Genomic DNA, 26,417 nt, shown 5'->3' on the forward strand with positions numbered 1-26,417 from the left:
GATGGATAGAGAGCTTGTAGAAAGAGTAACGAAAATGGTTATCACCGTTTTAGAAGAAATGAAGGAAGAGGATGTCAGCAAGAATACAACTATTAAAATATGGCCTCATGAAAGTCCGCTTCCAGATCCTGTTGAACAGCAGGCTGAGGTGGTGGATCAAAAGATAGGTGAGGTAATTACTCTCAAACCATATACAAAAGGAAATTAGGCGGGGAAGGAGTGTTACTGTTGACACTAGATAAGGATTTATCCTCTATTCAAGAAATGCGGGATGCAGTAAAGAAGGCCAAAAAAGCACAGCAGGAATTTATGCAATTCTCGCAGTGGAAAATTGATTCCATTGTAAAAGCAATCGCTGCAGCAGCCTTCAACCAATCAAAAGAATTAGCACGAATGGCTGTAGAAGAAACAGGAATGGGTGTTGTAGAGCATAAACTTATAAAAAACCAAGTAGGTTCAAGAGATGTCTATGAATCTATTAAAGATGAGAAAACCATCGGGGTTATTCATGAAGATACAGAAAATAAAGTAACAGAAATTGCTTATCCATATGGTGTGATAGCTGCCATTATCCCGACAACCAATCCTACTTCTACAGCAATGTTTAAAACAATAGCAGCTCTGAAGTCAGGAAACGCGATTGTAGTCAGCCCACATCCGCGAGCTAAAAAATGCACCGTAGAAACACTGAAAATCTGCATGGAGGCTGCGCTGGAAGAAGGGGCACCAGAAGGATTAATTGGCTGGATTTCGGAGCCCGGTATGGAAGCAACCAATCAATTAATGACTCACCCAGACGTGAATTTAATTCTTTCCACTGGCGGTGGAGGCCTTGTTAAAGCGGCCTATAGTTCAGGAAAGCCTGCGTATGGGGTAGGCCCTGGAAACGTGCCGGTGTATATTGAAAAATCAGCCGATATTGAGAAAAGTGTAAAAATGATTGTTGATAGTAAAACCTTTGATAACGGTACAATTTGCGCTACAGAGCAAGCGATTGTTGTAGATAAGGCTATTCAAGAACAAGTGAAAAGAGAGCTCGAAAAAAACGGTTCTTACTTTTGTAACCCAGAAGAGAAAAAGAAAATGGAAGAAATTATATCGATTGGACCTGGTAAGGTCAATCCGGATATTGTCGGGAAGTCAGCTCTGAAAATTGCAGAATTAGCAGGTATAAACGTTCCAAGTAATACCAGACTTTTAATAGCAGAAGAAGATCAGGTAGGCAAGCATATTCCTTTTTCTCTGGAAAAGCTGGCTCCCGTGTTTGCATTATATACAGCAAAAAATTCTAATGAAGCAAAAGAAAGATGCTTAGAGCTGCTGAATTTAGGGGGAAGAGGTCATTCCTTCTCTATTCATACCATGGATGATCACCTGGTCCGCGAGTTTGGAAAGGCAATGCCGGTATCCAGAGTGCTGGTAAACACACTGTCATCCATAGGGGCAGTAGGAGCAACAACCGCACTAGCTCCTTCTCTAACTTTGGGATGTGGTGCATATGGCGGGAATATCAGCTCCGATAATATTACTGCACGTCACCTTTATAATGTAAAACGCATTGCTTACGGCTTGAAGGAAGCAGATATTCCACAGCCTGGAGAAAGTAAATCAGAAGCAGTATCAAGTAAACAAGTAGAGCACTTAATGAAGGAAGCAGTTGAAAAATCCAGTGCAGCAAGTGAAGAAATTGATAAAGTGAAAATAGAGGAGCTTGTGAGGCAGGTTTTAAAGGAATATCAAAATCAATAATATTTTAAGGAGGTTCAAAAAGGCCAATAAAAATGACACGGCGATGAGAGGATCTTCTGCTAAGAACGCCCACGTCGTGTGGGCAACGTAGAAGCCACCGCATCCTGCGGAAGTACGTTGACGAGCTTTTTACGATACTCACGTATTATAAAGTATAGAGGAACTTCTGTTAAAGTCGTCCACGTCCTGTGGACAACACAGAAGTCATCACATCCTGTGAAAGTCCGTTCGTAAAAAGCTAGTCGCCTTGAACTTCTTGGTCCTATTTATCGGCCTTTTTGAACACATATTTTAAGGAGGAATTTAAAATGGGTAAAGTAAATGGAGCTTTAGGAATGGTGGAAACAAAAGGATTAGTAGGGGCAATTGAAGCGGCGGACGCAATGGTAAAGGCAGCAAATGTACATTTAATCGGGAAAGAACAAATCGGCGCGGGCTTAGTAACTGTACTTGTAAGCGGAGACGTAGGGGCTGTAAAAGCAGCTACAGATGCAGGGAGCGAAGCAGCAAGCCGTGTTGGAGAATTATTATCTGTTCATGTAATCCCTCGTCCGCATAACGAGTTATCTGATATTCTTCCAGATTAATAGAGAAAATAGGTGCTCTTATTTTGGAGCACCTATCTCTTTTAATACATAAAAGAGATATTCTTTGAAAATGCTGGAAGACTGGATGAAACTTATTAGAAATAGTGATGTTAAGCAATAAAGGAGTGATTTACATTGACATTTAAACGAAGGAAATTTGCAGTGATCGGAGCTGGGTTTACTGGAGCAACAACCGCTTTTTTACTTGCTCAAAAGGAGCTTGGAGATGTTGTTTTAGTAGATATTCCTGATCAGGAGAATCCGACAAAAGGAAAAGCTCTGGATATGCTGGAATCGGGACCTGTAGAAAAGTTTAATGGAAAAGTAACCGGTACATCAGATTATGAACAAATTAAAGATGCAGATATGGTTATTATTACTGCAGGAATTGCAAGAAAACCGGGGATGAGCCGGGATGATCTTGTTGCGATCAACGCAGATATTATGATTGACATCTCAAAGAAAATTGCTCACTATGCACCAGAAAGCTACATTCTTGTTTTAAGCAATCCAGTAGATGCTATGACCTACACCTGCTTTAAAACAACCGGTTTTTCAAAGAATCGGGTAATCGGTCAATCTGGAGTTTTAGATACCGCACGTTTTAATACTTTTGTTGCGGAAGCACTGGAACTTTCTGTGGAGGATGTGACTGGATTTGTACTTGGCGGCCATGGAGACAGCATGGTTCCATTAATACGCTACTCCAATGTAGGAGGTATACCAATCAGTAATCTGCTTCCAAAAGACAAGCTGGAGGCAATTGTAGAGCGGACAAGAAAAGGCGGAGGAGAAATTGTAAATCTTCTTGGCAATGGCAGTGCCTATTACGCACCTGCTGCATCCCTTGTTGAAATGGCAGAAGCAATTGTGAAGGATAAAAAACGTATATTACCATCGATTGCATACCTTGAGGGAGAGTACGGCTATCATGATATTTATTTAGGGGTACCGACAGTTCTGGGAGGAAAAGGAATTGAAAGTGTTATCGAACTGCCGTTGACAAAAGAAGAAAAACAGCAGCTAAATCAGTCTGCAGATGATGTGAAGAAGGTTATTTCTTCACTGCCGTTAGATAAATAAAAATAAGGCTGGGAAACTCTCCGGCCTTATTTTTATTTTGCTGCTGATTCTTCTGTCGATTCAAAGGAAATCTTTTGATTTTTACCCGCAATTGTCCCGAGGAAGGCAATACATAATGCTACAGCCATTAAAATAATAAATGGAACGGTCCAGCCTCCTGCCATTTCTGAGATTGTTCCAAGAAAAAGAGGACCGGTAGAAGCAACGATATACCCAATCGATTGAGCCATGCTGGATAATTGCGCTGATTCTATAACCGTATTGGTACGGAGAACAAAGAACATCATCGCTAAACTGAATGCAGTTCCTGCTCCAACACCGGTTAATATAAGAAAGATAATAATCAAATGCGATGAAGTAAAAGCAACTCCCAACAGACCGAGGAAAAATAATAATCCTGAGCTGCAGCCGATCAGACGCTGGCTTTTCATTCTTCCCGCAAGGATTGGAGCGATAAATGTTGTTGGAATAAGCCCGAGTTGATAAATGGCAATTAACCATCCGGCTTCACTTTCATCAAATCCTTTTGTGATTAAAATATCAGGCAGCCAAGTAAATAAACTGTAGGGTATAAGTGATTGCAGCCCCATAAAAAATGTAACAGCCCAGGCAATTTTTGATTTGAAGATAGCTCTGGATGGCTGGCTTTTTACATTCATAAACACTTTTTTTCCGCCTGAACGCGTAACTGGAAGTCGCAGTAATAAAACAATGACAGCTGCTAAAGAGATTATGCTCCAAATTTGCATAGCATTCCGCCAATCGAACGCATCTATGGAAGCAATCGGTACGGAAATACCGGAGGCAATCGCGCCGAATAAATTCATCGAGACAGAATAAAGCCCTGTCATCAGCCCAATCCGATAAGGAAAGGTTGATTTAATTAATCCCGGCATCAGGATATTACCGACAGCAATAGCCATTCCAGTCAGGAGTGTACCGAATAATAACAGCTCTATTCCTCCGCTCGCCCGGATAAATACACCAATAGATAGAAAAACCATAGCAATCAGCAGAGTAAATTCCATTCCAAATTTGCTGGATAGTCTCGGTACAAACGGAGAGAATAAGCCGAAAGCAAGCAATGGAAGTGTGTTGACTAATCCAATCATAGCATTGGAGGCTTCTAATTCTCCCCGAAAAAAAGGAATAAGCGGCCCGACAGATGAAATTGGAGAACGGAGTGTTGCTGCAATAAGTAAAATAGCTAAAAGTAATAGAACGATATAATATCTATTTAAAAAATCTTTCTTTGAGAAGTACATAAAAACAATTCCTTTACAACGTATTTTTAAATACACAAGAAATCATTCTATCAAAGAAGACATGGGAATGTAAAGCTATTTTTAATATCAAAGTAAATCAAGCAGTTCTAATGCGGGATTTAAATTTGATAGTTTTAAGTAAACTGTTTTTTCATTTTTCTTATATAAACAATTTGTCCAATATGATAGGCATTATGTGTTGCTGCATTACTGATTAAATTCCACCATTCAGCTTCTACGGGAAATCCGGGAACGATGGAGTCCAACTTTTGATTACTATTAATAAGCTTTTGCCAATTTAAAATGGTGTTTAATAAGTCGTTTTTTAAATCAGAAAATGACCGTCCATTAGAGACTTGGAAGGTATCTGCGTTATCTTCTATTGCTTTAACAGCTTGAACATCAGATTGTTCATATCTGGTTTGCCATACTCTATTCCAATAAATGAGATGGTATGTAATTTCGGCAATACAGTGGCTGTCTTTATCAGGTTTCCAAAATGCTTCTTTCTCTGTAACTCCTTCAACAGCCTGCTCAAAAGAAAGATACCAGCTTTGGTCATTCGCATTTGCTAACAACTGGTCCAGTAAAACACTTTTAGCATGAGTCATTGATATCAAATCCCTTCGTTTGTATTAAATAACATTTCTATATATACATTCAAAGCCTTTAAATCTGACACTATATTTTATACAAAGTAATAGATAAAGATAAATAAAATTCCACATAAAAAATTTAGAAATATTTGTTATAATTATATATTAACTTAGAATGACTTAATAATAAATGTGTGTTATTTATGATGTTGAATTGAATGAAACCATTTTAAATAAGGAGTGAAAAAATGCTGAGAGAAGCGAACAGAGAAGATATAGATCATGTTGCCTGTTTAGCAAAAATGTTATGGTCAAAAAATGAGCTTGGCACATTAAAAGAGGAATTCAAGAGTCATTTAGACGATAAACATGCATGTATTTTGTTAGCTTTTGATAAGGAGAAGGCTATCGGGTTCGCGCAATGCCAGCTGAGATTTGATTATGTCGAAGGAACAAAAACATCACCAGTCGGCTATTTAGAAGGAATTTTCGTCAAGGAATCACATAGAAATAATGGATATGCAAGAGAATTAGTAAAGGCTTGTGAGCGCTGGGCAGAAGAGCAGGGCTGCATTGAATTTGCAAGTGATTGTTCCATAGATAATGAAGAAAGCCTCGCCATGCACCTCCGTCTTGGTTTTATGGAAGCCGGGAGAATAATTTGTTTTAAGAAATCATTATAAAGTGAAACTTGATTTAACGGGCGATTTTTCCCGTTAAATCGTAGTTGAACCAATCAGGAGATGAAGCCTCCGTTTTTCTCCATGCTACACTCTAATTACTCCCCAATTTCAGCAGGAGAAATTACGGAGGGTCATGCTGTGATAAAGTGAAACTTGATTTAACGGGCGATTTTTCCCGTTAAATCGTAGTTGAACCAATCAGGAGATGAAGCCTCCGTTTTTCTCCATGCTACACTCTAATTACTCCCCAATTTCAGCAGGAGAAATTACGGAGGGTCATGCTGTGATAAAGTGAAGCTTGATTTAACGGGCGATTTTTCCCGTTAAATCGTAGTTGAACCAATCAGGAGATGAAGCCTCCGTTTTTCTCCATGCTACACTCTAATTACTCCCCAATTTCAGCAGGAGAAATTACGGAGGGTCATGCTGTGATAAAGTGAAGCTTGATTTAACGGGCGATTTTTCCCGATAAATCTTGAAAGGAGCAGATGCAGATGGTTTTAATTAGAGAAGCGAGAACCTCCGATGCCGGTGGAATGGGGAAAGTGAATGTGGAAAGCTGGCAAACCAGTTACCAGGGGATTATAGATAATCGATTTTTACAGCAGCTTTCTGTAGAAGATAAAAAGCAGAAATGGAAAAACATTATTCAAGCTGGTGATAGTATTATATTAGTTGCTGTGGATACGGATGATAAAGTTGTTGGGTATATAACTATTTCTACTAAGGAATCCGAAGCTTCTGCCGGAACTGATCAAGTAACAGCTCTTTATCTATTGGAAGACTGGCAGGGAAAGGGCATAGGCAAGGCTTTGTTGTTGGAAGGTTTTAAACGTTTTTTAGACCTATCCGTTCACACTGTTCAAGTAGAAGTTTTGGCGGAAAACCGCAGCCGTTTGTTTTATGAACGGTTAGGAGCGGAGCTTGTTGAAAAGAAGGAAATTCAGATTGCTGGTGATGTGCTGGATCTGCTTGTGTATGAATGGAAGGATATCAGCAAAATTGTTTCAGTTTAAAATGAAAAGACCTCTTTTTTGACAGAAGCTTGTGCGAAAATTAATTTTAAGAAGAAAGAATGGAAAGTTTCACAAAAATAATCGTCCAAACGATTTACGCTTCATCGTTTGGACGAAAGAATTTAACTTGATTCAAGCTTTAAGTAGAATGAGTAACCACAGTCTTGCTGTAGAGAAGGGTGATAACTCCTGTGAAATGAATCTCTTTTTATACTAATTGAAAAAGCTCACTTTTCTCTTTAACAATTTCTTTAATATGCTGATTTGCAGGAATAAATAGCTTACGAAGTGATGTTAAAGGTGTTGCTTGAGAAAAAGCACTATTTATATTATCTATATAAGATTTGTTTAACTCTGTCCCTACATTTACCTTCTTCATGCCAAGAGCTACACATTTTCTCATATCCGGCTCGGACACTCCTGTACCGCCATGCAATACCAGCCCTGCATTGGTCAAATTCTTTGCCAATTCCTCCAGCAGCTCAAAATTCAACTTAGCTTTTGATTTATACAACCCATGTGTTGTACCAATAGCTACTGCGATAGCATCAACATTCGTTTCCTGGACAAATTGATAAGCGTCCTTGGGATCTGTATAAATAGCATCTTCTTCACTGACAACAACACCGTCTTCAGCGCCTCCTATGGAACCGACTTCTCCTTCCACAGAGACATTTCTTTTTTTGGCATAGGAAACCACTTCTTTTGTGTTTTTGATGTTCTCTTCTAATGGCAGACTTGACCCGTCGTACATTACAGAAGTATAACCGGTATCAATAGCCTGTTTGATTACATCAATATCCGTGCAATGGTCCATGTGCAGACAAACATCTACGTTATTTCTCTCACTTAATGTCTGGATAGATGAAACAAGTAAGTCTAATCCGATATATTCTGCTGTCCCGGGTGAAGTTTGAATGATAATTGGTACATTCAATTCTTTTGCACCTTCAATCATGGCCGGGAGCATTTCTAAACAATGGACATTAAAGGAGCCGATCGCTCTTTTTCCTTCATTCTCTTTAAATAATTCCGTCAGGTTTTTCATTATAAATCTCCTCCTTACATATTTCCCCGAATAGTATCTTTGGTCAGTTGCATTAATTCATCTGATTTGGCAAGGTAATACTGTACTTTTTCTTTATCATTTTGTTCAGAAGCCTCTTTGCGTTTGATATTGTAAAGCTTTGTCAGGTCAGTAAATGCTTTTCCCATTTCCTGTTTTTCAGAAATACTGGTTTCGTAATAAGTGATTGCTTGGTCATAATCTTCTATTTCTAAATAAAGACTTCCAATTTGATTTAAATATGAAATTTTATCTTCAGCGTCAGCTTCTTCAAGCCCTTGCTTTGCCTGCTCAATTCTTGTAAGAATTTCTTCCTTATTTATCATTCTTTCTTCTTTTTGGGGAGCAGCTTTCTTCTTTTTTCTTTTGAAGAACGCCATTGTATTTCCTCCTTTCTAGTTGAATATATTTATAATTGGTTCAACAAACCATTTAATAAGTAAACCGGCAGAAACGGTATCAACATCAGTTGCAGTTGCATTGATGAAGCCTAGATCATTAAAATACGGTACGAGCAGTGCAGGCAACAGAGTAATGAATATCCCGTGAGCAATACCGCCTATGAGTACACCTCTCCGGCCGCCGACTGCGTTCATAAATATTCCTGCTGTACCACCTGCGAAGAAGTTAGTCAGCATTCCTGGAAGAATCATAGCTAACCCGAACAGCGGCAGTATGAACATGGCGATTACTGTACCGATAGTGGTAGTAACAAAACCAGCTGTGACAGCATTAGGTGCATATGGGAATAGTACTGGGCAATCTAATGCCGGTTTTGCATTTGGAACAATTTTTAATGCAATTCCCCGGAAAGCTGGAACAATTTCTGCCAGCAGTAAACGGACTCCGGAAAGCAGTACATAAACACCAACAACAAACTGAACCGCTTGCAAAAATGCATGAACAATAAAGTTGACATCACCAGATAATTGAGAAGCAAATTCTGCTCCCGCAAAAGCTGCAGTAATAACGTAAAGTGGGACCATTACAAAAGCAACAGACAGATACGTGTCAGATAGAAAACTCAGTCCTTTAGGGAATTTGATATCTTCTATAGACTTAGAGCCTTTTCCTATTAATTTTGCAACTCCTGCTCCAAAAAGGTAACCTATAGTACAAAAGTGACCTAATGCAATATCGTCTGATCCAGTAATTTTACGGACAATCGGCTGAGCAATAGCAGGCATCGCTACTGCGAAGATACCACCAATCAATCCCCCGAATAAAATGAGTGTAATTCCGGAGAACCCGGCGGCACTCCCGAAAATAATCGTCATCGTAGCCATCCATAAAATGGCTTGTCCTGTCAGGAATATATATTTCCATTTTGTAATCCTTGCAATAATAATATTGAAGATAAAAATCGCCAGGAACGTTAATGCTATTTGGTTCCCGAGCCCAAGATTACTCATGGCCTGCCCATTAATTGCTTCGATGGAAGGTACAATTCCCTGCATACCGAATGCTTCCGTGAAAATTTCACCAAAATAGGTCAGAGAATCTACAATAATGGCAGATCCGGCTGATAGAACCATAAATCCAAGCATTGTTTTAAAGCTGCCAGACATTACTTCGCCAAACTGTTTGCGTTGCAGCAATAGTCCGATAAATGCAATTAATCCTATTGTGATAGCTGCTTGTGTGAGAATACTTTCGATTATAAAGTTAAGAACGGACATCTTAGCTCATCCCTTTCTATAATTCTCCTTTTTCTTGTAAAACTGGTGTTAATTTCGCTTTAATTTCTTCTTTATCTACTAATCTTTCAAGAAAAATAAGGTCCTGTGTTAAATCATATCTGGAGAATTGCTCCTCAAAATTTTTCCCTGAAATAATAATATCTGCACTTGTACCGGCTGCGGAGGCAATGTCGGAATGATCCACCTTAGCCTCGACATTTAAATCCTTCAATACAGTCTCTACACTCATCTGACAGGCAAAGCTGCTTCCTAATCCAGCGCCGCATACGACTAAAATTTGTAACATAACATAACACTCCTTATGAATTTAATAAGTTTAAATTTTTTGCTATTGTTAAAAGCTCTTGTTTCGTTGTGCTGGCTGAGAAATCCAAATCATTATAATCAACTGTAGTTACAGCGCCGTTATTCATAGCTATCATTTTTCCGAAGTCTTCATTTAAAATAGCAGCTGCAGTAAAATAACCAAACTTGGAAGCAATTATTGCGTCCTGATTAGAGGGATGCCCAGCGCGGATGTAAAAACCAACCACCGTTTTTCGTACGCGGACACCAGTTAACTGTTCAATGGACTCTGCTATAGAAAAGGAAACTCCCTGATCTCCTGCTTTGTAGTTTTTACTGTCATAAGCTGATTCCGAGCAGGTGATAATTAAAGATTGTTTTTCAGCCAGCTTGGCTTGTACTTTTTTGGCAATTTCCTCTCTGTCTGTGGAATATTCAGGTATGATAGCTAAATCACATCCTCCTGCTAATGCACTTTCTAAAGCGAGATTCCCTACATTTCCACCCAAAACCTCTATCATAAACATCCTTCCAGGCATATTTGCAGCTGTACTTTGAGTATTTGCGATGATATTTAATATTTGATTGAGTGCTGTATCATAGCCGATTGTATAGTCTGTTCCAATCACATCGTTATCGACGGTCATAGGAATAAACAGTGTATTCATCCCTTCTTCATGAATTTGTTTTGCGGCAATTTGAGATCCGCTACCGCCGCATATGACAAGACATTCAAAATCCTGCTCAAGGAGGGTTTGAATAATTTGTTGTCTGCCATTTTTTGTGTAGGGCAGCTTACTGCGTGCAGTTCTTAGAAAATGTGTGCCGTCTAAGGAATGATTTTCACAATTTGCCTGTGTTAAATGAATAGGCTGATTTGCCAGAATACCGTCATAGCCATCATGAAAACCGTATAAATCAATTTCTTTGTTTCTGGAAAGCATTTCAATCATAGAATTAATACCTGCACCATCACCGCCGCTGGTAATTAAAGCAACTCGACGCATTATTTATCACCTCCGATTAAATCGTTCAATTTCTGAATAGATGATATATCAGCTATTTCTTGGATCAGCCCATCTTCAATAATTTTTACAATTAATTTAATGATATTTAGATGTTGATTATTATCTTGAGCAGAAAAACTGATAAGCACCCGTACCGGAGTTTCTACGTTATGAAAACGCACAGGCTGTTTTAATGTTATAATACTGACTCCAATACCAATGGCTCCGTCTTCCGGTCTGGCATGCGGAATAGCAATTCCTGGAGATATAACAATATAAGGTCCATATTCATCAATATTGCGGATAATATGGGACGCATATTTATCTGTAACCAGCCCATTGTGTTCAAGTAAGGCAACTCCCTGATGTATGGCATCCTTCCAATCATCTGCCTGAACATTTAAGCGGACATTTTCTTTTGTAAATTTGATTTCTTTCATAAATGAAACTCCTCATATTGATACAATTTTCTGATGAAATCGTCATAATTGTAATCAGAAATAAGTTTTGTAATCCCGTAATCTTCAATTAAAAAATGGTATAATTTTTTAAAAATAATTTCCCATTGCTCTTGCTGATGTTTAGGAATACATAGTATTACTACAACTTGAACCTGTTCTTTTCCCCATGAAATCGGTTTGGTAAGGATACCTACTGCAATGCATGCACGCCCATCCGTATAGACAAGGGGATGTGGAATAGCCAGCAGGTTACATAGCTCTGAGGAAGCCATTTTTTCTCTTTCAAAAATAGATTCAATTGTAGTGTTATTAATGTAATTGTTGTCTTTCATTTGTTTTGTTAAATAATGTAATACCTCGTCTTTTGTTTGTAAGTCCAGGTTCTTTATGAACAGGTCTTTTTTAAATAAATTTTGATATGTTTCTATACTAAAAGTTTGATTTGCTGTATTTATTTTTTTTCGTATAGTGAATAAATCTTGATTGTTAATGATAGGGTTTACTTTTAATAGCTTCTGTGAATCAATATTTGGAATATCTATTGTAGTGATAATGAGATCGACATTGTCTGCCTTGTCTTTTTTGAATTCAGATAAACTCATTGTATTAACGATATTTACCTGATCTCCGTAAGACCGTAATATTTTTTCTTTAATTAAAGCAGCGGTTGCCATTCCTGAACCACAAACAATAAGTATATTCTTCATCGTCGCCTGATTTAGCCCTTTTCTTTCCAGTGCCACTCCAAAGTGAATGGCGATATATCCAATTTCATCTTCATGAATATTTAATTTCATTGATTTGGTTAGATAATTACTCGTTTTCATAGCAAGCTGAAATGCTAAAGGGTAATTATTTTTTATGCTGTTTAATGCATCATTTCGAATATTCATTTGGTAGACAATGCGTTTGAATGCAACAATAAGATGCGTAATTAATCCGTTAATCAGCTGCTGGTCTTCTGTTAAATCAATCGCCGTAGCATCTTTTATTTCGTGCAGTGCTTCGATGAGTATTTGTTTTATCTGGTCGTAATCCTTTGTGTCAATATTCTGACTGGATAATCTGCTGCTGGCACTTAAATGCTGCGTCAGATAGTAAACCTCATCTTTTAGATTAATTCCCATTTTTTTATAAATGGTTTCAATGATATCAGCAGCTGCTGCAAATTCCTTTGTATGCTCCATTGCTGATTGCATCTCTTTACTTACAATAGATTCCTGATGGTTTTGTATTCTCCAGATTGTAATGACTATGTGAATGATGATATTTTTAATAGCATCATCTGTAAGACGTAATTGATGCTGCATTAGAAAGTCCAGGATGATATCTTTTAAATTGTCTACATCAAGAAATTTATTCGGAAATAAATCATCCAGCAATTCAAATTTTTCATTTTGAAATAGAAAGTCAGATATACAAAACCGGATTTTTTCCTCCTTTCCTTGAATGACAAATCCTTTCCGCTTGTCAGACACTAAGGTAAGATTGTATTCCTTGAAAGCAGAGCGAACGAGTGGAAGATATTTCTTTAGAGAAGTGGTACTGATAAATAGACTCTCAGCGAGTTCTTCCTGAAAAATAACTTCTCCGTGCAGACAGTTCATCAGTATTTTTCTAATAATTTCTTCAACATACTGTTTATTTTCTGAATCCCCAGCATGTCCACGGCTCACTGCATACTCAGATTTTGGTAACAGCTCCCGAAATTTATTTTCTTCCCTGATAATTAATTCGTATCCTCTTCCTTTTTGAGAAATAATTTCTGCACGGTATTTAGGCAATAATACATTTAAGTTTTTAATATCATTACGAACAGTTCTTGATGATACATTAAGAAGTAATGCTATTTCTTGACCTGTATGCATTTCCTTGCTATTCGAGAGAAGGTGAAGTATTTTTATTTCCCGTTTATTTAGTAATTCCACTGTTCAACGATCTCCTTTCTGATTCTATATTACGAAAACGCATTCATTGTATTAAGACAGGCTTTTTCCTCTCCGTAGGAAATAGACTTCTATTTTGTTACCCGGTTAAGATATAATAGTTGCGGAGGTGGTCCTATGGATAGTATCATACAGGATTTAAAAAAATGGATAAATGCACAAAAAAAGCATATTATTATTGGAATTACTGGACATGGTGGAGCCGGAAAAACAACATTTGCCAAACGTTTGAAGCAGGCTTTGAACCAAGAGGTAAATTTAATTTGTACCGATCCATATATCGTCAAATCTGCATTAAGGAACAACACGGAAATTACATATACTTATCAAAACGAACTCCGTACTGCTCAAATGACTGCTTGTCATCCTTTAGCTCATTATGTGGAAGCTTTGGAGCGTGATATTCAAATGACTCAAGTGGGTATGGCATGGAATACAATTGATACAGATTATTTACCAAGTGAAAGGGTAGAACCTGATAAAAAAATTACTATTGTGGAAGGAATGAGTGTTGCATTTATAAACCCCGATTATTTGGATTTACAAATTTATCTTTATACAGATGGTGAGACAGAATTAAATCGGCGTTCCAGTCGGGATACCGTTGAACGAAATCGGAATCTGGAAAATATACAGAGATCACACCATGAAAGAAGAATTCAATATAGACATTTTATGAGCCCGTATAAATGTAAGGCAGATATTATTCTTTTTACAGATGAGAAAGGACTGCATATTGAGAAATTGCAATTATGGAGAAATTAGGGCCAGTCTGTCTGTTCAGAAAGGAAGGATAATCCATGAAAATAAAAGAATTAACAACAGAAAAAGAGTGGCAGGAAGCTTATAAGGTAATGTGCCAGCTGCGCACACATCTTGACGAAGCTGCTTATATAGATTTGGTAAAAGAAGCGGTGAAGGTAGAGCGTTATCATTTAATCGCTATATATAAAGAGGGAGAAATTATTGCCGTGGCAGGATTTAAGCCAATGATTACCTTGTACTATGGCAGATTTGTCTGGGTGTGTGATTTAGTGACTGATAAACAAAAACGCTCAAAGGGGTATGGAGAACATCTTTTATCTTATATCCATCAGTGGGCAGAGAGGTATCAGTTTGAATCTGTTGCATTATCATCAGGTTTGCAGCGCTATAGTACTCATCGATTCTATGAAGAAAAAATGGATTACACTAAAGTAAGCTTTGTTTTTAGGAAAAAAATTTGATTTAGGATATATGTTGAGCAGAATTATCCATTTTTTTACTTCAAATCATTTGTGTTTGAAGTGGAGAAGCGTATAATAAATAATGTCGAAAAATCAATTTTTTTGGCAGTATAAGATAGTAAAAAGTATCTTGCTGCACAAATAAGGCGGTTTTATGGGATAGGTGGTAAACCTGGCGTAAGTAATTACAAAAACTCTGCAGTGGGGCAGGTAATCACCACTCTAGTCCCGGCATGGGCTCCAATTCGGGCTAACATCTGGAAGTTTGATAACAACCAGGTTCTATAATGGTTATTTTGTGTGAAATAAGGAATCCTAAGCTAAGAAAGGATATTAATCAGAACATTTAATCGAAATATCAAGTTACGCAATTTTCTGTTTTATTCAAACAGTGGAATAAGGGCTAAACTGACACAAATTAAAAGCAGGGTATGTTGTTTCATGCGCCGTTAAGAATAAATATAAAGAAAGGAAAGTTGGATGAGCAAAGCACAAACGAAAAAATCAAGAAAAGCCATGTTTTTTGCAAGAGGATTAATTATTATTATTGGCGGATTTATTACAGCGTATGGATTGGAAGCAGTATTGATACCGAATAGTGTTTCTGATGGCGGGGTAACTGGGTTAAGTATCGTAGGGTCAGAGTGGACCGGGTTACCATTGGGACTTTTAATTGCTGTTATAAATATTCCGTTTATTTACTTAGGGTATAAACAAATCGGCAAGAATTTTGCAATCCTCTCTACTTTAGGGATTGCTTCACTTGCAATAAGTACAAGCCTGATGCATCATATTCCAACTATTATTGAAATTGAAGGAGATACATTGCTGGTCACCGCTGTAGGCGGGATAATTATTGGAACTGGCATGGGGCTGGCGCTTCGTAATGGGGGTGCGCTGGACGGGATTGACATGCTGGCTGTATTATTATCCCGTAAGCTGCCTTTTGGAACAAGTGACTTAATTTTATTCTTGAATTTATTTGTATTTATCGTAGTATCCACTGTGTTTGGAATCAAAGGGGCGTTAATGTCTGGTATTGCTTATTACATTGCTTCAAAGGTCATTCACATTATTGAAGAAGGATTAAGCAGTACAAAAGCAGTTTATATTATTACGGAGCATGCTGATGAAATGATGAAAGAAATCAGCGACCGGCTTGAACGCGGCTGTACTTTGCAGCATGTTGAAGGCGGCTACTCTAAAAAGAAATTTAAGCAAATTAAATGTGTTATTACCCGTCTGGAAGAAAGTAAAATGAAAGAAACGATTCAAGATGTTGACCCAACGGCATTTGTAACTGTCTACGATGTAACAGAAGTACGTGGAGGGAATTTTTAATAAAGTATAAATAATTTAGATCAAAAAAAGGGAGTCCATGAATTTATATCATAGACTCCCTTTTTTGTATCATGGGATGAAAAACCTTTACCGTATAAATGGTTACAATTTATGATCTTGCTCTGAATATATCGGCAACTGCATGAAACACCTCAACACCTTGATAAGTGAATACAGACAATGCAGTCAATGAAAAGAATCCGATAACGATTAATCTAAAAATCATCATTTTATTAGCCTCCTCTTTTAATTTTATATTTTGCTCAAAAGAGGATTAAACAACGAAATTGGATTGATAGAAAACAGGGTTCAGCAGCTGTTTTGTACGGACAGCTCTGACAACTGTTGTAAATAAACATTGACTGCCCAATAAGAATAAGGTAATGACTAAAGCTGGATTTGTTATAAATGATTTATCCGGCTGATCGCTTCCGCTGCCCAATCCTAAGTCATGTGAAGCCTGATGGTCAACCAGTATATCCTGTTCGGCGAGAACGTAGCTGTGATGTGCGTCTATGAATAAGTGTGTCATTGGCAAACTGACAATCATTAAAGCGATAATCAAATATCTATTCAACATCTACGCCCCCCTTCCGTATATTATATTTATAGATTTGAATTTTTTGAAGTGAAAAATTTAATTATACCAATATTGATAAGAAAATTCAATATGATTTATAATTTTTTTAAGAACTAATGTGTATTATATGCTTATTTTCCAAACGTGTCTATACTTTTTGAACAATTTATGAATTTTTTTGTATAAAAATAATATACCCCTTTTATTAATAAGGTTAAACATATACTTTGATCTAAATAGAAAACCGAATGTGTATGAAATGTGTCTATCCAGTATATGAAGTATTCAATAGAATAATTCAACGCAAGGGTAAAACTTGCTGAAATATTTTAAAAATTTCTTATTGACATGGAATTCGAATACATATATAGTTATTTACAACAAATAAATAGCAATACATTTTCTTATCCAGAGAGGTGGAGGGACTGGCCCTTTGAAGCCTCGGCAACAGACTTATAAAAGAACTGTGCCAATTCCAGTAGCATTTAGCTAGCAGATAAGAGGAGACATTGATGACGTACTCAAAAACCTCTTCTTACTGATAAGAAGAGGTTTTTTTCGATTCAATAACAGCTTATCGGCAGTTAAATAATACAAGTAAATAAGTTTAGGAGGAATTTAAAGATGACGAAAAGAAGTTTGGAAGAACGTTTAAAGCAGGGAACAGTAATTGCAGGGGAGGGATATTTATTTGAATTAGAGCGTAGAGGATACCTGCAGGCTGGATCTTTTGTGCCGGAGGTAGCACTGGATAATCCAGAGACATTAAAAGCAGTCTACCGTGATTACATGAAAGCAGGATCTGATGTGGTGCTGGCATTTACATATAACGCGCATCGTGAAAAAATGCGTATCATTGGTAAAGAAGATCTGCTGGAGCCTTTAAACAGAAATGCGATTAAATTAGCGAAGGAAGTGGCAAAAGAGCATCCGGTTGAAGAAGCTCTGGTTGCTGGAAATATCTCTAATACAAATATCTTTAATCCAGAGGATCAGGAATCAAAGGATAAAGTGAGAGCGATGTTTAATGAAATGGTTTCATGGTGTAAGGATGAAGATGTTGACTATATTAACGGGGAGACCTTTTACTATCATGAAGAAGCACTGATTGCTTTAGAGGAAATAAAAAAATATGATTTACCGGCAGTAATTACACTAGGATTAATGGGTGAAAATATTTTACGTGACGGTTACACAGTTGAAGAGTCATGTAAAATTTTAGAAGATAACGGAGCACTGGTTGTCGGAATGAACTGTTTCCGCGGACCGGATACCATGCAGCCATATTTAGAGAAAATCCGTGAAAGTGTGGATGGATATGTAGGAGCACTGCCAATTCCTTATCGGACAACAGAAGAAAATCCTACTTTCTTTAACCTGCCGGACGGAGGATGCAGCTGCCATTTACCGACAGAAACAACATTCCCGACTTCTCTGGACCCGCTTTATCATAATCGTTATGAACTGGCAGAATGGGCAAAAAAAGCCCATAGCATCGGTGTTAGTTATATTGGATTATGCTGTGGAGCTTCCCCGGCAATGCTGCGTGCTGTTGCAGAGGCTGTAGGAATAGAAACTATTAATTCGAAATATTCTCCAGATATGCATAAGCATTTCTTATTTGGAGAAGACGAAACGTTGCAGGAGCATATTACAGAATATAAAACAAAAGCTTAAAATATGTTTTTGGGGGTTGGTTATAGTGACGGTGATAAAAGAAAATGAATTATTGCAGGCATTAGAAATACTTAAATCCAAAAAATGGGTGGATTTAACACATACATTTGGTCCTGAATCTCCTCATTTTTCAGCATTTAAAGATGCTGAGTTTGAAACATTATATACACACGATGATGGGTTTTTGGCACAACAGTTCAGTTTTTCAGGACAATATGGCACGCATATTGATGCACCAATTCATTTTGTCCGTGATCAGCGCTTTTTAGAGGAATTGGAACTGAAAGAGGTTGTCCTTTCGCTAGTTGTAATTGATAAGTCAGAAGCAGCTTTGAAAAACCATGATTATATTTTGACAGTGGAAGATATTTTAGAATTTGAAGAGCTCCATGGGAAAATTGAAGAAGGTACTTTTGTAGCATTGCGGACAGATTGGAGTAAACGCTGGCCCGACAAAAAGGCTTTCGAGAATAAGGATGAACACGGAAATAATCACCTGCCCGGATGGGGGCTGGATGCTTTAAAATTCTTATTTGAGGAAAGGAAGATTAAAGCAGTAGGTCATGAAACATTTGATACCGATGCGGCAATTGATGCCCAGAAAAACGGCTCTTTAATCGGTGAGTATTATGTGCTGGAGCAGGATACCTTTCAGGTCGAGCTGTTAACAAATCTGGATCAATTGCCTGCAAAAGGAGCGGTAATTTTTAATATTAGTCCGAAACCTGAAAAAGCAAGCGGTTTTCCAGTCCGCGCCTTTGCAATTTTGCCATAATAAATAATAATATATGAAAAAGTAAAAAAGGAGAAGAGATAAAATGACAAAAACTGCAGTAAAAGCACCATTTCGCGCAGATCATGTAGGAAGTTTATTACGCCCGGAGCGTATCCATCAGGCAAGAAAGAATTTTCAAGAAGGAACTGTTTCTAAAGAAGAGCTTCATCAAATTGAAACGGAAGAAATCAAGCGTATAGTTGATAAACAGATTGAAGTCGGTTTACAGGCTGTTACGGATGGGGAATTCAGACGCCGCTTCTGGCATACAGATTTCCAGGAGCATTTAAATGGGGTTGAAGGATATGTGCCAGAGACGGGATTTAAATTTGTTGGAGAGGAAACAGAACGCTATAATGTGCGTGTAACAGGAAAGGTTTCCTTTAACCCAGATCATCCACATGTGAAGGAATTTGTGGAATTTAAAGAAATCGTCGGTGATCGCGCTATTGCTAAACAAACGATTCCAAGCCCGAATCAATTATTTGGAAAAGGAATACTAAATCCAGAAGTTTATCCTAACCTGGCAGAATATGCAGAAGATGTGATTCAAACTTACCGTGATGCAATAAAAGCTTTTTATGATGCAGGCTGCCGCTATCTGCAGCTGGATGATGTTTATATTGCAGGATTAAATGTAGAGAACTTCCCGACAACAGAAGACGGGAAGGATCGTCAGTATTTTATTGATTTAGCTCTGTATGTATTAAACAGTGTACTGGAGGATAAACCGGAAGACTTAACAATTACAACACATTTATGCCGCGGAAACTATCGTTCGAAATGGGCGTTTGAAGGAAGCTATGCGAAAATAGCTCCAACCTTATTTGCAAAAGAAAAAGTAGATGGATTCTTCTTAGAATATGACGATGACCGTTCAGGCGGCTTTGAGCCGCTTGATTACATTCCAAATGGGGGACCTCGCGTAGTGCTGGGTGTGTTTACTTCCAAGCATGGTGAGCTGGAGAATAAAGAAAATATTAAAGCAAGAGTAGAAGAAGCATCCAAATATGTTCCGTTTAATCAATTATGCATCAGTCCTCAATGCGGATTTGCTTCGACCCATCATGGGAATCTTTTAACGGAGGAAGAGCAGTGGAACAAACTGAAATATATCGTGGATGTGGCAAAAGAGATTTGGGGAGAATAAACAAACGTATAGAAAATGAACAGCAGGCGTTATCACATTGTATGGAAAAATAGATGAAATTGGAAAAAGGCCGAGGGGGATTGGAACCCTTGAGCCTTTTTCTTTGTGAAGAAGAAAGACCTGTCTGAAGTGAATACATGTTAATAGATATAAAGATAGAAATAGTGCTAGAATAAGTACAAGAAGAAAAATAGTTCGAAAGTGGGGAAATGGATTTGACGGAGATTTGTATGATACGGCATGGAGAAACAAATTGGAATAAAGAGAAAAGAATTCAGGGAAAGACAGATATCCCTTTAAATGAAACTGGGAAATTACAAGCTGGAGTTTGCTGCACGGCCGCAAAACTATTTGAACCGACAGTATTAATTACCAGTCCTTTAGCGCGTGCAAAGGTAACAGCAGAAATCATTAATCAGGAATTGCAGCTTCCCCTGCATGAAATGAAGGCTTTTGTTGAGCGCGCTTATGGAGATGCCGAGGGCATGACAATAGAGGACAGAAACCGTTACTTCCCTAATCGTGATCATATTCCGAATGTCGAGTCCTTTGAACATTTAAAAGCCAGAGGAATGAAGGGATTAGAGGAGGTTTGCGAGAGCTATCCGGATGAACGTGTTTTAATTGTTTCTCATGGTGCATTAATCAATAGCCTCTTAGCTGTGATTTCAGAAGGAAAGCTGGGCACAGGGATTACATTTCTGAAGAATACATCAGTCACAAAATTTTCCTGTGAAAACGGCAAATGGCGTGTTATTGACTATAATAATACAGACCATCTGGCCACAGTTAATGAGTAATTATATAAATGACGTGCAAGCTCCATATGAAACGTTTTAAAGATAAACAGAATTTGAACAAAGGGGGGTGTTATGGATGAAGCTTAATTATGTAAAGGTAGAGGTGTTGATTGCAGAGGAATATATCAGCAGTTTGCGGGAGCAGCTCCATGAGCATGGATTCCTGCACCACGGTAATCAGGATAATGTTCTTTCATATACAAAATGCAGACATTATTCCCGGCCATTGGAATTTGCTCCATTGGAAATGTCGCTACAGCCGGAAAATGTATTCCTGCAAACGGATTGTAAGGTGGAATTCCGATGTATGATTCACCAAATTGAGAAAGTGAAGAAAATCATCCATGATATCCACCCAAGTAATCATCCTGTCATGTATTTTATTCCTTTACTTGATTAAATAAAAGCAGCCGTGTTTCGTTGGACACGACTGCTTTTTAGCAGTATAGCATATAGACAATTATTTACTTCATACGATGCTGCATTGTAGCTTTTTTCCATTTCTTTTTCTCTTCTGCAGCAAGCCGTGCATTTTGTCTGCGTTCCAGGTAAGCGAGCTCCTTTTGCAATTTAACATAGCTGTCCCAGCGTTCTTTTTCTAATTCACCGGCTGCCAGTGCTTCTTTCACCGCACAATCTGGCTCGGTATCATGCAGGCAATCATTGAAGCGGCATTTCTCAATCAGCATTTGAATATCAGAAAAGGTATGCGATAAGCCGGATTCTTCCCCAGCCCAAAGCAAAAAACTTCGCATCCCGGGAGTATCAATAATCACACCGCCCTCCGGCAACCTGAACAGTTCCCGGTGCGTTGTTGTATGTCTGCCGCGTTTATCCGAATCGCGAACAGCTTGGGTTTTAAGCATTTCTTTGCCTAACAAATGGTTGATCAAGGTTGATTTTCCAACACCGGAGTTCCCTATTAATACAATCGTATCATCTACATGGATAGTATTCCTGATTTCTTCCTTTCCAATTTTATTAACAGCATCCCAAGCCAATACAGGGATACCGAGGGCAACCTGATCAATTTTTTGTTTGGTTGCTTCCAAATCTTCCACTAAATCAGCTTTTGAAAGAATAATAATTGGACTGGCGCCGCTTTCCCACACAGTTACTAAAAACCGCTCCAGCTTCCGCTCATTAATTTTTTCCTCCAGGCTCAGAACAATAAATACTTTGGTAACATTACTGGCGAGAATTTGTGCATTTGTTTCTAATTCATCTGCTTTACGGACAATACTGCTGAAACGGGGAAGCAGTTCGTCAATGATAAGAACATCATGAGGATTATTTTGTTTTAGAACGACCCAGTCCCCAACAGATGGAAAATCTTCTCTGGATGAAGCATCATGTCGGAGCTTGCCTTTTACAACTGCCGGGCGTGCCCCGTAGATGGTTTGAACGGTATATCTTTCCTTTTGTTCATTGATGACACGGGCTAACAGCTTGATAGAACCTCGATAATTTATTTCTGGACGATAAGCATAGGTTTTTTGAAATTCGTGCAAGTGGATTTCCTCCTAATATTTTTGAATAAAAAAAACGGATTGGTACAAACCAACCCGGACACGTCAAAAATATAGGAGCTCTTTTAGAAGTCCAAATAATTATATATCACGTATGGGAAGGTGAGTACCTGTGAAAAATAGCTGCCGACATGTTTACATATACTTTTTTCATAAGACATCACCTTCTCCCTTTTTTGTAATTGCTTACATCATAACGGATTATTGACAGAAAGTAAATAGGCAAAAAATAAATAAGCATCTAAACCTGATATTTAAGATCCAGATGCTTATATTGTTAAACAGGTGCTCCATCAGCCTTACCGCTATTATCTGTACACGATTCCGCCATCTGTGATGATAGCTTGTCCGGTAATATAATCAGAATCATCAGAAGCCAGGAAGGAGACTAGGTTTGCAACATCCTCAGGTTCTTGAGAACGACCCAGTGAGATACCTTCAACAAATTGTTTATAAGCATCTCCGCGTTCCAAATCATAATATTTTACCATTTCTTCATCAATACGATCCCACATCGCTGTTCCTGCAACACCAGGGCAATATGCGTTAACACGGATTTTATATGGTGCCAGCTCCTTAGACGCAGAGTGGGTGAAAGAACGGACAGCATGTTTGGTAGCAGAGTAAGTACCCAGCATTTCAAAGGATTCATGCCCTGCGATACTGCAAGCATTAATGACCTTGCCTTTTGTATCCTGTTTAATAAATTGTTCAGCAGCTGCCTGTGTACCGAACACTGTACCATTTACGTTTACTGCAAATGTTTTATTTAATTGATTTTCATCAATATCAAGGAATGGGGAAACAACGTCGATTCCGGCGTTGTTTACAAATACATCTAATTGCCCAAAGGCATCAACCGCTTCTTTAACAAGATTAAACTGATCTTCACGTTTAGATACATCACCAACAACGGCAACGGAATCAACACCAGCATCTTTAAACTCTTTTAAGGTATTGTCCAGCATTTCTTTATTTATGTCGTGCAGTACGATTTTGAAGCCGTCTTTACCTAGACGTTTCGCAATACCTTTTCCTAAACCGCCTGCAGAACCTGTAATAATTGCTACTTTTGACATGAAAAAGACCTCCAAATATTTTAATGTAAATAATTAGATGTAGTATTTGCATCTCTTTTGTAATATTCCTCTTTTCAAGGAAAGCAAAACATCAATATTAGAAAAAGTTTATCAAGGTTTTTTCTTTCATTTTATAATCTGGATCCTGAAAGCTGCCCATAATAAAAGTTTGTGCAATGTAAATACTTTGTATGCAGGTTTTCCATATTTTCGAGGATATGTTGTTCAGTAATTGCTCATCCTTATAAATATGGTACACATTGACTGTGAAGAGTTACAACTTTTGACATCGATAAAAATAAAAGCGTATGCTTTAGATAGTAGAAAAAGGAGGAAATAAAAATGGCAGCATTAGAAGGTAAAGTTGCAATTGTAACAGGAGGAGCTTCAGGGATTGGTTATGCTATGGTACAGAATTTACTGGAAGCTGGAGCGAAAGTAGGCGTCGCAGATTTAAACGAAGAAAAATTGAAAGAGCTGGAACAGCAGCATAAAGGGAATTTGCTGGGTGTCGTAACAAATGTAACCAAAGAGGATGATATTAAAAATCTTGTTAAGAAAACGACAGAAGCATTTGGCGGATTAGATATTGCCTTTAATGTGGCTGGTGCATCTAAATCGGGAGCAATCATCGATCAGCCGGAAGAAGATTGGGACTTCACCGTTGATTTATGTTTAAAAGGAGTTTTCCTATCTTTAAAACATGAAGCCAAATACATGAAAGAGCATGGTGGAGGAGCAATTGTCAACGTTGCTTCCTTAAATGCGCATGTTCCAATGCATTACGGAGCAGCATATTCTTCAGCAAAAGCGGGGGTGGAGATGCTTACAAAAAATGCAGCGCTTGAAATGGCTAAGTATGATATTCGGGTCAATGCCATCTTGCCAGGACTTGTCTCAACACCGCTAACTTCCAGCTTAACAGATGTCGATGCCATTAATGATGCGTATCTGGAGCGTATTCCAATGGAGAGAGCCGGAGATCCAAAAGAGATAGCAGGACCGGCATTATTCCTTGTCAGCGATGAAGCGTCCTATGTTAATGGAGTCAGCCTGATTGTAGATGGTGGATGGGCAGTAACAGGTTATCCAGATTTAAGTAAGTTCATGTAACATTTTTTAATAAGGGATTATTTAAAAAAATTAGCTGGCACTGGCCTTTAGTTAGGAATTCCAGATGACACCTGTGATGAGCCGGTATATTAAAACTGTTGCACTTATGCAGGAAGAAATTTGAATTTTCTTCCTGCATAAAAAACGGGAGGATTTACTCCTTGCTTCAGATATTAATTTTTAAATGATTTTCGAAGCATGCTTACTTCTTCAGGTTCGAAGCAGGTTAATCCAAATATTTCTTCGTCTGTATAATTCTTGTCTAAAAGCTTTTTCACAAAATTCCGTTCTGCTTCTTTCATTCCTTGCTCGATGCCTTTCTTTATCCCTTTCTCCATCCCTCTTTTGGTCGCTTCTTCCTCGATCTCTCTAAACAATCTTCCAAACGTCGGGGTGTCTCTTAACTTTTCCATTCCCATTATTTTTCCTTCCTCCTTTTCGTTTTGTGCGATTGGTAATGATTCATACAGTTTTTCCTGAAATTCCGGTGGTATCTGCAGAATATAATCGATAAAGTACAACAAGGCTGAAAGATAGGTCCCGCGATGTGAATATTTTTCGAATGCCAGCCTGATGAGTTTCTGCTTAAAGTGGAACTTTTCTTCATTATCTTTATCTGTCTTTCCATTGTTTTTACTGTTATAGATTCCCGCGAGAACAGCTAAAGCGAATGGGTTATCAGATCTTTTCAGCTCTTCCTCATCTTTTCCATAAAATCGATAGGTACTATAGGCATAGGTCAACTCTGTGCCGTAAAAAGAATAATGAAACGTATCTTCATGGTGCTGATGCCTGGCATCAGTCAAAAGGGCGATAGAATAAATCGGATGATTGTATTTATCATAGATGCGGTAAAAATATTTAAACATGCGTTCAGCAAAGATTTCTTCTCCAATAGCCTGCACTTCGATATGGACGAAGACGTATTTTTCTTCTCCGTTCTTCAGCAGCACTTTGACTAATTTATCCGTATAGTTTCTCCTTTTTTTTGAATCAATAACAAACTGAAAAAGTTCCAGATTCAAGAAGTCTGCTCCTTTTTCAAAATCAATTTCCGGATATAAATCCTGTGCAAAATATTCCATAAATTCTTGAAATAATTCTTCAATTAAATTTTTCCAAAGCCCATCGTAATCCGTATTTTTTCACGATAAGTTTTTTTATTTTCTTTTACGGTTGTCAGCATTATTTTACCACATCCCCAAGTAATAATAAATTTGTTTTAATCGTATAGACTTTGTGGGGAAAAAGCAAAATGGCAAAATAGTATTTCTATTGTGAAATTACCAGTATAAATGAAAATTTAGCCCATTCTTTTAAGTTTTTTCAAACATAAAATTACATTTATATTTAAATTTTAAATGTTTTTTTAACAGAACAGAAATTAGGGGTTAGCTCATTTTTACTGGCATAAGAATGTGTCGTTCGGGGTTAACTATATAATGAAAGAAGCTTAATTGAAGCTTTTAAATCATCATTTTTCTTTGATTTTGTATCATGTGAAAATACTACAACATACGATTAAACCAGGTATCTGATTATTTGGCTGGTGAAAGACACATACAATAAAATATAAGCTGCATGTTGTAAATAGTAGAAAAATAAGGGATAATAGATTGATTTTTCAATCTATTTAATTAAATTTTATGTTATAATAACTATATAATTGTAAATATCAAAGAATGGGTAAGTGAAAATGCATT

General features: G+C 37.7%; 28 protein-coding genes and 1 riboswitch. Of the genes, 15 read left to right on the forward strand and 13 right to left on the reverse strand.

Translation table 11 applies throughout. From position 1 onward, the window contains the following. Position 1 precedes the first annotated feature (1 nt). From MKY30_RS10055 to mdh, 4 genes are all read left to right on the forward strand, one after another. A complete protein-coding gene (locus tag MKY30_RS10055) occupies positions 2 to 208 on the forward strand; it encodes a hypothetical protein (RefSeq protein ID WP_339284537.1) in 207 nt (68 codons plus the stop codon). 20 nt (positions 209 to 228) lie between these two features. Beyond that, on the forward strand, positions 229 to 1,749 hold the full coding sequence (locus MKY30_RS10060) for an acetaldehyde dehydrogenase (acetylating) (protein WP_339284539.1): 1,521 nt from the start codon (positions 229 to 231) through the stop codon (positions 1,747 to 1,749). A 308-nt stretch (positions 1,750 to 2,057) separates the two neighbouring features. After that, the gene (locus tag MKY30_RS10065) at positions 2,058 to 2,336 is read left to right on the forward strand and encodes a BMC domain-containing protein (protein ID WP_077604696.1); all 279 of its coding nucleotides are present in this window, start codon (positions 2,058 to 2,060) and stop codon (positions 2,334 to 2,336) included. 135 nt (positions 2,337 to 2,471) lie between these two features. Beyond that, positions 2,472 to 3,419, forward strand: a complete 948-nt coding sequence (mdh, locus tag MKY30_RS10070; protein ID WP_339284541.1) for a malate dehydrogenase — start codon at positions 2,472 to 2,474, stop codon at positions 3,417 to 3,419. Between the two features lie 32 nt (positions 3,420 to 3,451). Here the strand turns inward: mdh and MKY30_RS10075 are convergent, their stop codons facing one another. Next, a complete protein-coding gene (locus MKY30_RS10075; RefSeq protein WP_339284543.1) occupies positions 3,452 to 4,720 on the reverse strand; it encodes a CynX/NimT family MFS transporter in 1,269 nt (422 codons plus the stop codon). 98 nt (positions 4,721 to 4,818) lie between these two features. Beyond that, positions 4,819 to 5,295 (reverse strand): DinB family protein, encoded by a 477-nt coding sequence (locus MKY30_RS10080; RefSeq protein ID WP_341083782.1) that lies wholly within the window; start codon positions 5,293 to 5,295, stop codon positions 4,819 to 4,821. Between the two features lie 233 nt (positions 5,296 to 5,528). On the opposite strand from MKY30_RS10080, the gene aac(6') reads away from it, so the two are divergent. Continuing rightward, positions 5,529 to 5,963: an aminoglycoside 6'-N-acetyltransferase gene (gene aac(6'), locus MKY30_RS10085; RefSeq protein ID WP_339284547.1), complete on the forward strand. Its 435-nt coding sequence runs from the start codon at positions 5,529 to 5,531 to the stop codon at positions 5,961 to 5,963. Positions 5,964 to 6,457: 494 nt separating this feature from the next. Next, positions 6,458 to 6,979, forward strand: a complete 522-nt coding sequence (locus MKY30_RS10090; protein WP_198048598.1) for a GNAT family N-acetyltransferase — start codon at positions 6,458 to 6,460, stop codon at positions 6,977 to 6,979. Between the two features lie 208 nt (positions 6,980 to 7,187). Here the strand turns inward: MKY30_RS10090 and MKY30_RS10095 are convergent, their stop codons facing one another. The 7 genes from MKY30_RS10095 to MKY30_RS10125 are packed head-to-tail and all read right to left on the reverse strand — an operon-like array spanning position 7,188 to position 13,426. Continuing rightward, positions 7,188 to 8,027 (reverse strand): class II fructose-bisphosphate aldolase, encoded by an 840-nt coding sequence (locus tag MKY30_RS10095; RefSeq protein ID WP_341083784.1) that lies wholly within the window; start codon positions 8,025 to 8,027, stop codon positions 7,188 to 7,190. Positions 8,028 to 8,041: 14 nt separating this feature from the next. After that, positions 8,042 to 8,425, reverse strand: coding sequence for a hypothetical protein (locus tag MKY30_RS10100; protein ID WP_341083786.1), 384 nt, complete (start codon positions 8,423 to 8,425; stop codon positions 8,042 to 8,044). A gap of 15 nt (positions 8,426 to 8,440) precedes the next feature. Next, positions 8,441 to 9,724, reverse strand: a complete 1,284-nt coding sequence (locus MKY30_RS10105; protein ID WP_156985773.1) for a PTS sugar transporter subunit IIC — start codon at positions 9,722 to 9,724, stop codon at positions 8,441 to 8,443. Positions 9,725 to 9,740: 16 nt separating this feature from the next. Continuing rightward, complete coding sequence (locus MKY30_RS10110; protein ID WP_156985772.1) at positions 9,741 to 10,031, reverse strand: PTS sugar transporter subunit IIB; 291 nt, start codon at positions 10,029 to 10,031, stop codon at positions 9,741 to 9,743. A 13-nt stretch (positions 10,032 to 10,044) separates the two neighbouring features. Further along, the gene (locus MKY30_RS10115) at positions 10,045 to 11,037 is read right to left on the reverse strand and encodes a 6-phosphofructokinase (protein WP_156985771.1); all 993 of its coding nucleotides are present in this window, start codon (positions 11,035 to 11,037) and stop codon (positions 10,045 to 10,047) included. Continuing rightward, a complete protein-coding gene (locus MKY30_RS10120; protein WP_339284555.1) occupies positions 11,037 to 11,477 on the reverse strand; it encodes a PTS sugar transporter subunit IIA in 441 nt (146 codons plus the stop codon). The genes MKY30_RS10115 and MKY30_RS10120 overlap by 1 nt, the downstream gene beginning before the upstream one ends. Beyond that, entirely contained in the window at positions 11,474 to 13,426 is a 1,953-nt protein-coding gene (locus tag MKY30_RS10125) for a BglG family transcription antiterminator (protein WP_339284556.1), read from the reverse strand. Before MKY30_RS10125 ends, MKY30_RS10120 begins: the two co-directional genes overlap by 4 nt. A 135-nt stretch (positions 13,427 to 13,561) precedes the next feature. Here MKY30_RS10125 and MKY30_RS10130 point away from each other — a divergent pair, with 135 nt between their 5' ends. The 3 genes from MKY30_RS10130 (at position 13,562) to MKY30_RS10140 (ending at position 16,011) form a co-directional block, all read left to right on the forward strand. Then, positions 13,562 to 14,209 (forward strand): uridine kinase family protein, encoded by a 648-nt coding sequence (locus tag MKY30_RS10130; RefSeq protein WP_339284557.1) that lies wholly within the window; start codon positions 13,562 to 13,564, stop codon positions 14,207 to 14,209. Between the two features lie 35 nt (positions 14,210 to 14,244). Then, on the forward strand, positions 14,245 to 14,670 hold the full coding sequence (locus tag MKY30_RS10135; protein ID WP_341083791.1) for a GNAT family N-acetyltransferase: 426 nt from the start codon (positions 14,245 to 14,247) through the stop codon (positions 14,668 to 14,670). A 480-nt stretch (positions 14,671 to 15,150) separates the two neighbouring features. After that, positions 15,151 to 16,011, forward strand: coding sequence for a YitT family protein (locus tag MKY30_RS10140; protein ID WP_147212754.1), 861 nt, complete (start codon positions 15,151 to 15,153; stop codon positions 16,009 to 16,011). Positions 16,012 to 16,285: 274 nt separating this feature from the next. Here MKY30_RS10140 and MKY30_RS10145 read toward each other — a convergent pair whose 3' ends face one another. Continuing rightward, positions 16,286 to 16,591, reverse strand: a complete 306-nt coding sequence (locus tag MKY30_RS10145; protein WP_156985767.1) for a hypothetical protein — start codon at positions 16,589 to 16,591, stop codon at positions 16,286 to 16,288. 401 nt (positions 16,592 to 16,992) lie between these two features. After that, positions 16,993 to 17,094: riboswitch (SAM riboswitch) on the forward strand. A 121-nt stretch (positions 17,095 to 17,215) separates the two neighbouring features. Between MKY30_RS10145 and MKY30_RS10150 the strand changes: the two genes are divergently transcribed. From MKY30_RS10150 to MKY30_RS10170, 5 genes are all read left to right on the forward strand, one after another. Next, entirely contained in the window at positions 17,216 to 18,268 is a 1,053-nt protein-coding gene (locus MKY30_RS10150; RefSeq protein ID WP_341083793.1) for a homocysteine S-methyltransferase family protein, read from the forward strand. Between the two features lie 22 nt (positions 18,269 to 18,290). Further along, on the forward strand, positions 18,291 to 19,043 hold the full coding sequence (locus MKY30_RS10155) for a cyclase family protein (RefSeq protein ID WP_341085620.1): 753 nt from the start codon (positions 18,291 to 18,293) through the stop codon (positions 19,041 to 19,043). Between the two features lie 43 nt (positions 19,044 to 19,086). Beyond that, on the forward strand, positions 19,087 to 20,193 hold the full coding sequence (locus MKY30_RS10160) for a 5-methyltetrahydropteroyltriglutamate--homocysteine S-methyltransferase (RefSeq protein ID WP_156985765.1): 1,107 nt from the start codon (positions 19,087 to 19,089) through the stop codon (positions 20,191 to 20,193). 209 nt (positions 20,194 to 20,402) lie between these two features. Beyond that, complete coding sequence (locus tag MKY30_RS10165) at positions 20,403 to 20,993, forward strand: histidine phosphatase family protein (RefSeq protein ID WP_246145296.1); 591 nt, start codon at positions 20,403 to 20,405, stop codon at positions 20,991 to 20,993. Positions 20,994 to 21,069: 76 nt separating this feature from the next. Continuing rightward, positions 21,070 to 21,393, forward strand: coding sequence for a cytochrome C biogenesis protein (locus MKY30_RS10170; protein ID WP_156985763.1), 324 nt, complete (start codon positions 21,070 to 21,072; stop codon positions 21,391 to 21,393). Between the two features lie 64 nt (positions 21,394 to 21,457). Here MKY30_RS10170 and rsgA read toward each other — a convergent pair whose 3' ends face one another. Together rsgA and MKY30_RS10180 are read right to left on the reverse strand one after the other, a co-directional pair. After that, entirely contained in the window at positions 21,458 to 22,504 is a 1,047-nt protein-coding gene (gene rsgA / locus MKY30_RS10175; RefSeq protein WP_339284565.1) for a ribosome small subunit-dependent GTPase A, read from the reverse strand. A gap of 326 nt (positions 22,505 to 22,830) precedes the next feature. After that, the gene (locus MKY30_RS10180; RefSeq protein WP_341083798.1) at positions 22,831 to 23,601 is read right to left on the reverse strand and encodes an acetoin reductase; all 771 of its coding nucleotides are present in this window, start codon (positions 23,599 to 23,601) and stop codon (positions 22,831 to 22,833) included. Between the two features lie 342 nt (positions 23,602 to 23,943). On the opposite strand from MKY30_RS10180, the gene MKY30_RS10185 reads away from it, so the two are divergent. Further along, positions 23,944 to 24,714: an SDR family NAD(P)-dependent oxidoreductase gene (locus MKY30_RS10185; protein WP_147212762.1), complete on the forward strand. Its 771-nt coding sequence runs from the start codon at positions 23,944 to 23,946 to the stop codon at positions 24,712 to 24,714. Positions 24,715 to 24,887: 173 nt separating this feature from the next. Here the strand turns inward: MKY30_RS10185 and MKY30_RS10190 are convergent, their stop codons facing one another. Then, positions 24,888 to 25,799, reverse strand: coding sequence for an Rpn family recombination-promoting nuclease/putative transposase (locus tag MKY30_RS10190; RefSeq protein WP_341083801.1), 912 nt, complete (start codon positions 25,797 to 25,799; stop codon positions 24,888 to 24,890). Positions 25,800 to 26,417: the final 618 nt, after the last annotated feature.

This window comes from Oceanobacillus sp. FSL W8-0428, assembly GCF_038004405.1.
Taxonomy (GTDB): domain Bacteria; phylum Bacillota; class Bacilli; order Bacillales; family Amphibacillaceae; genus Oceanobacillus; species Oceanobacillus sojae.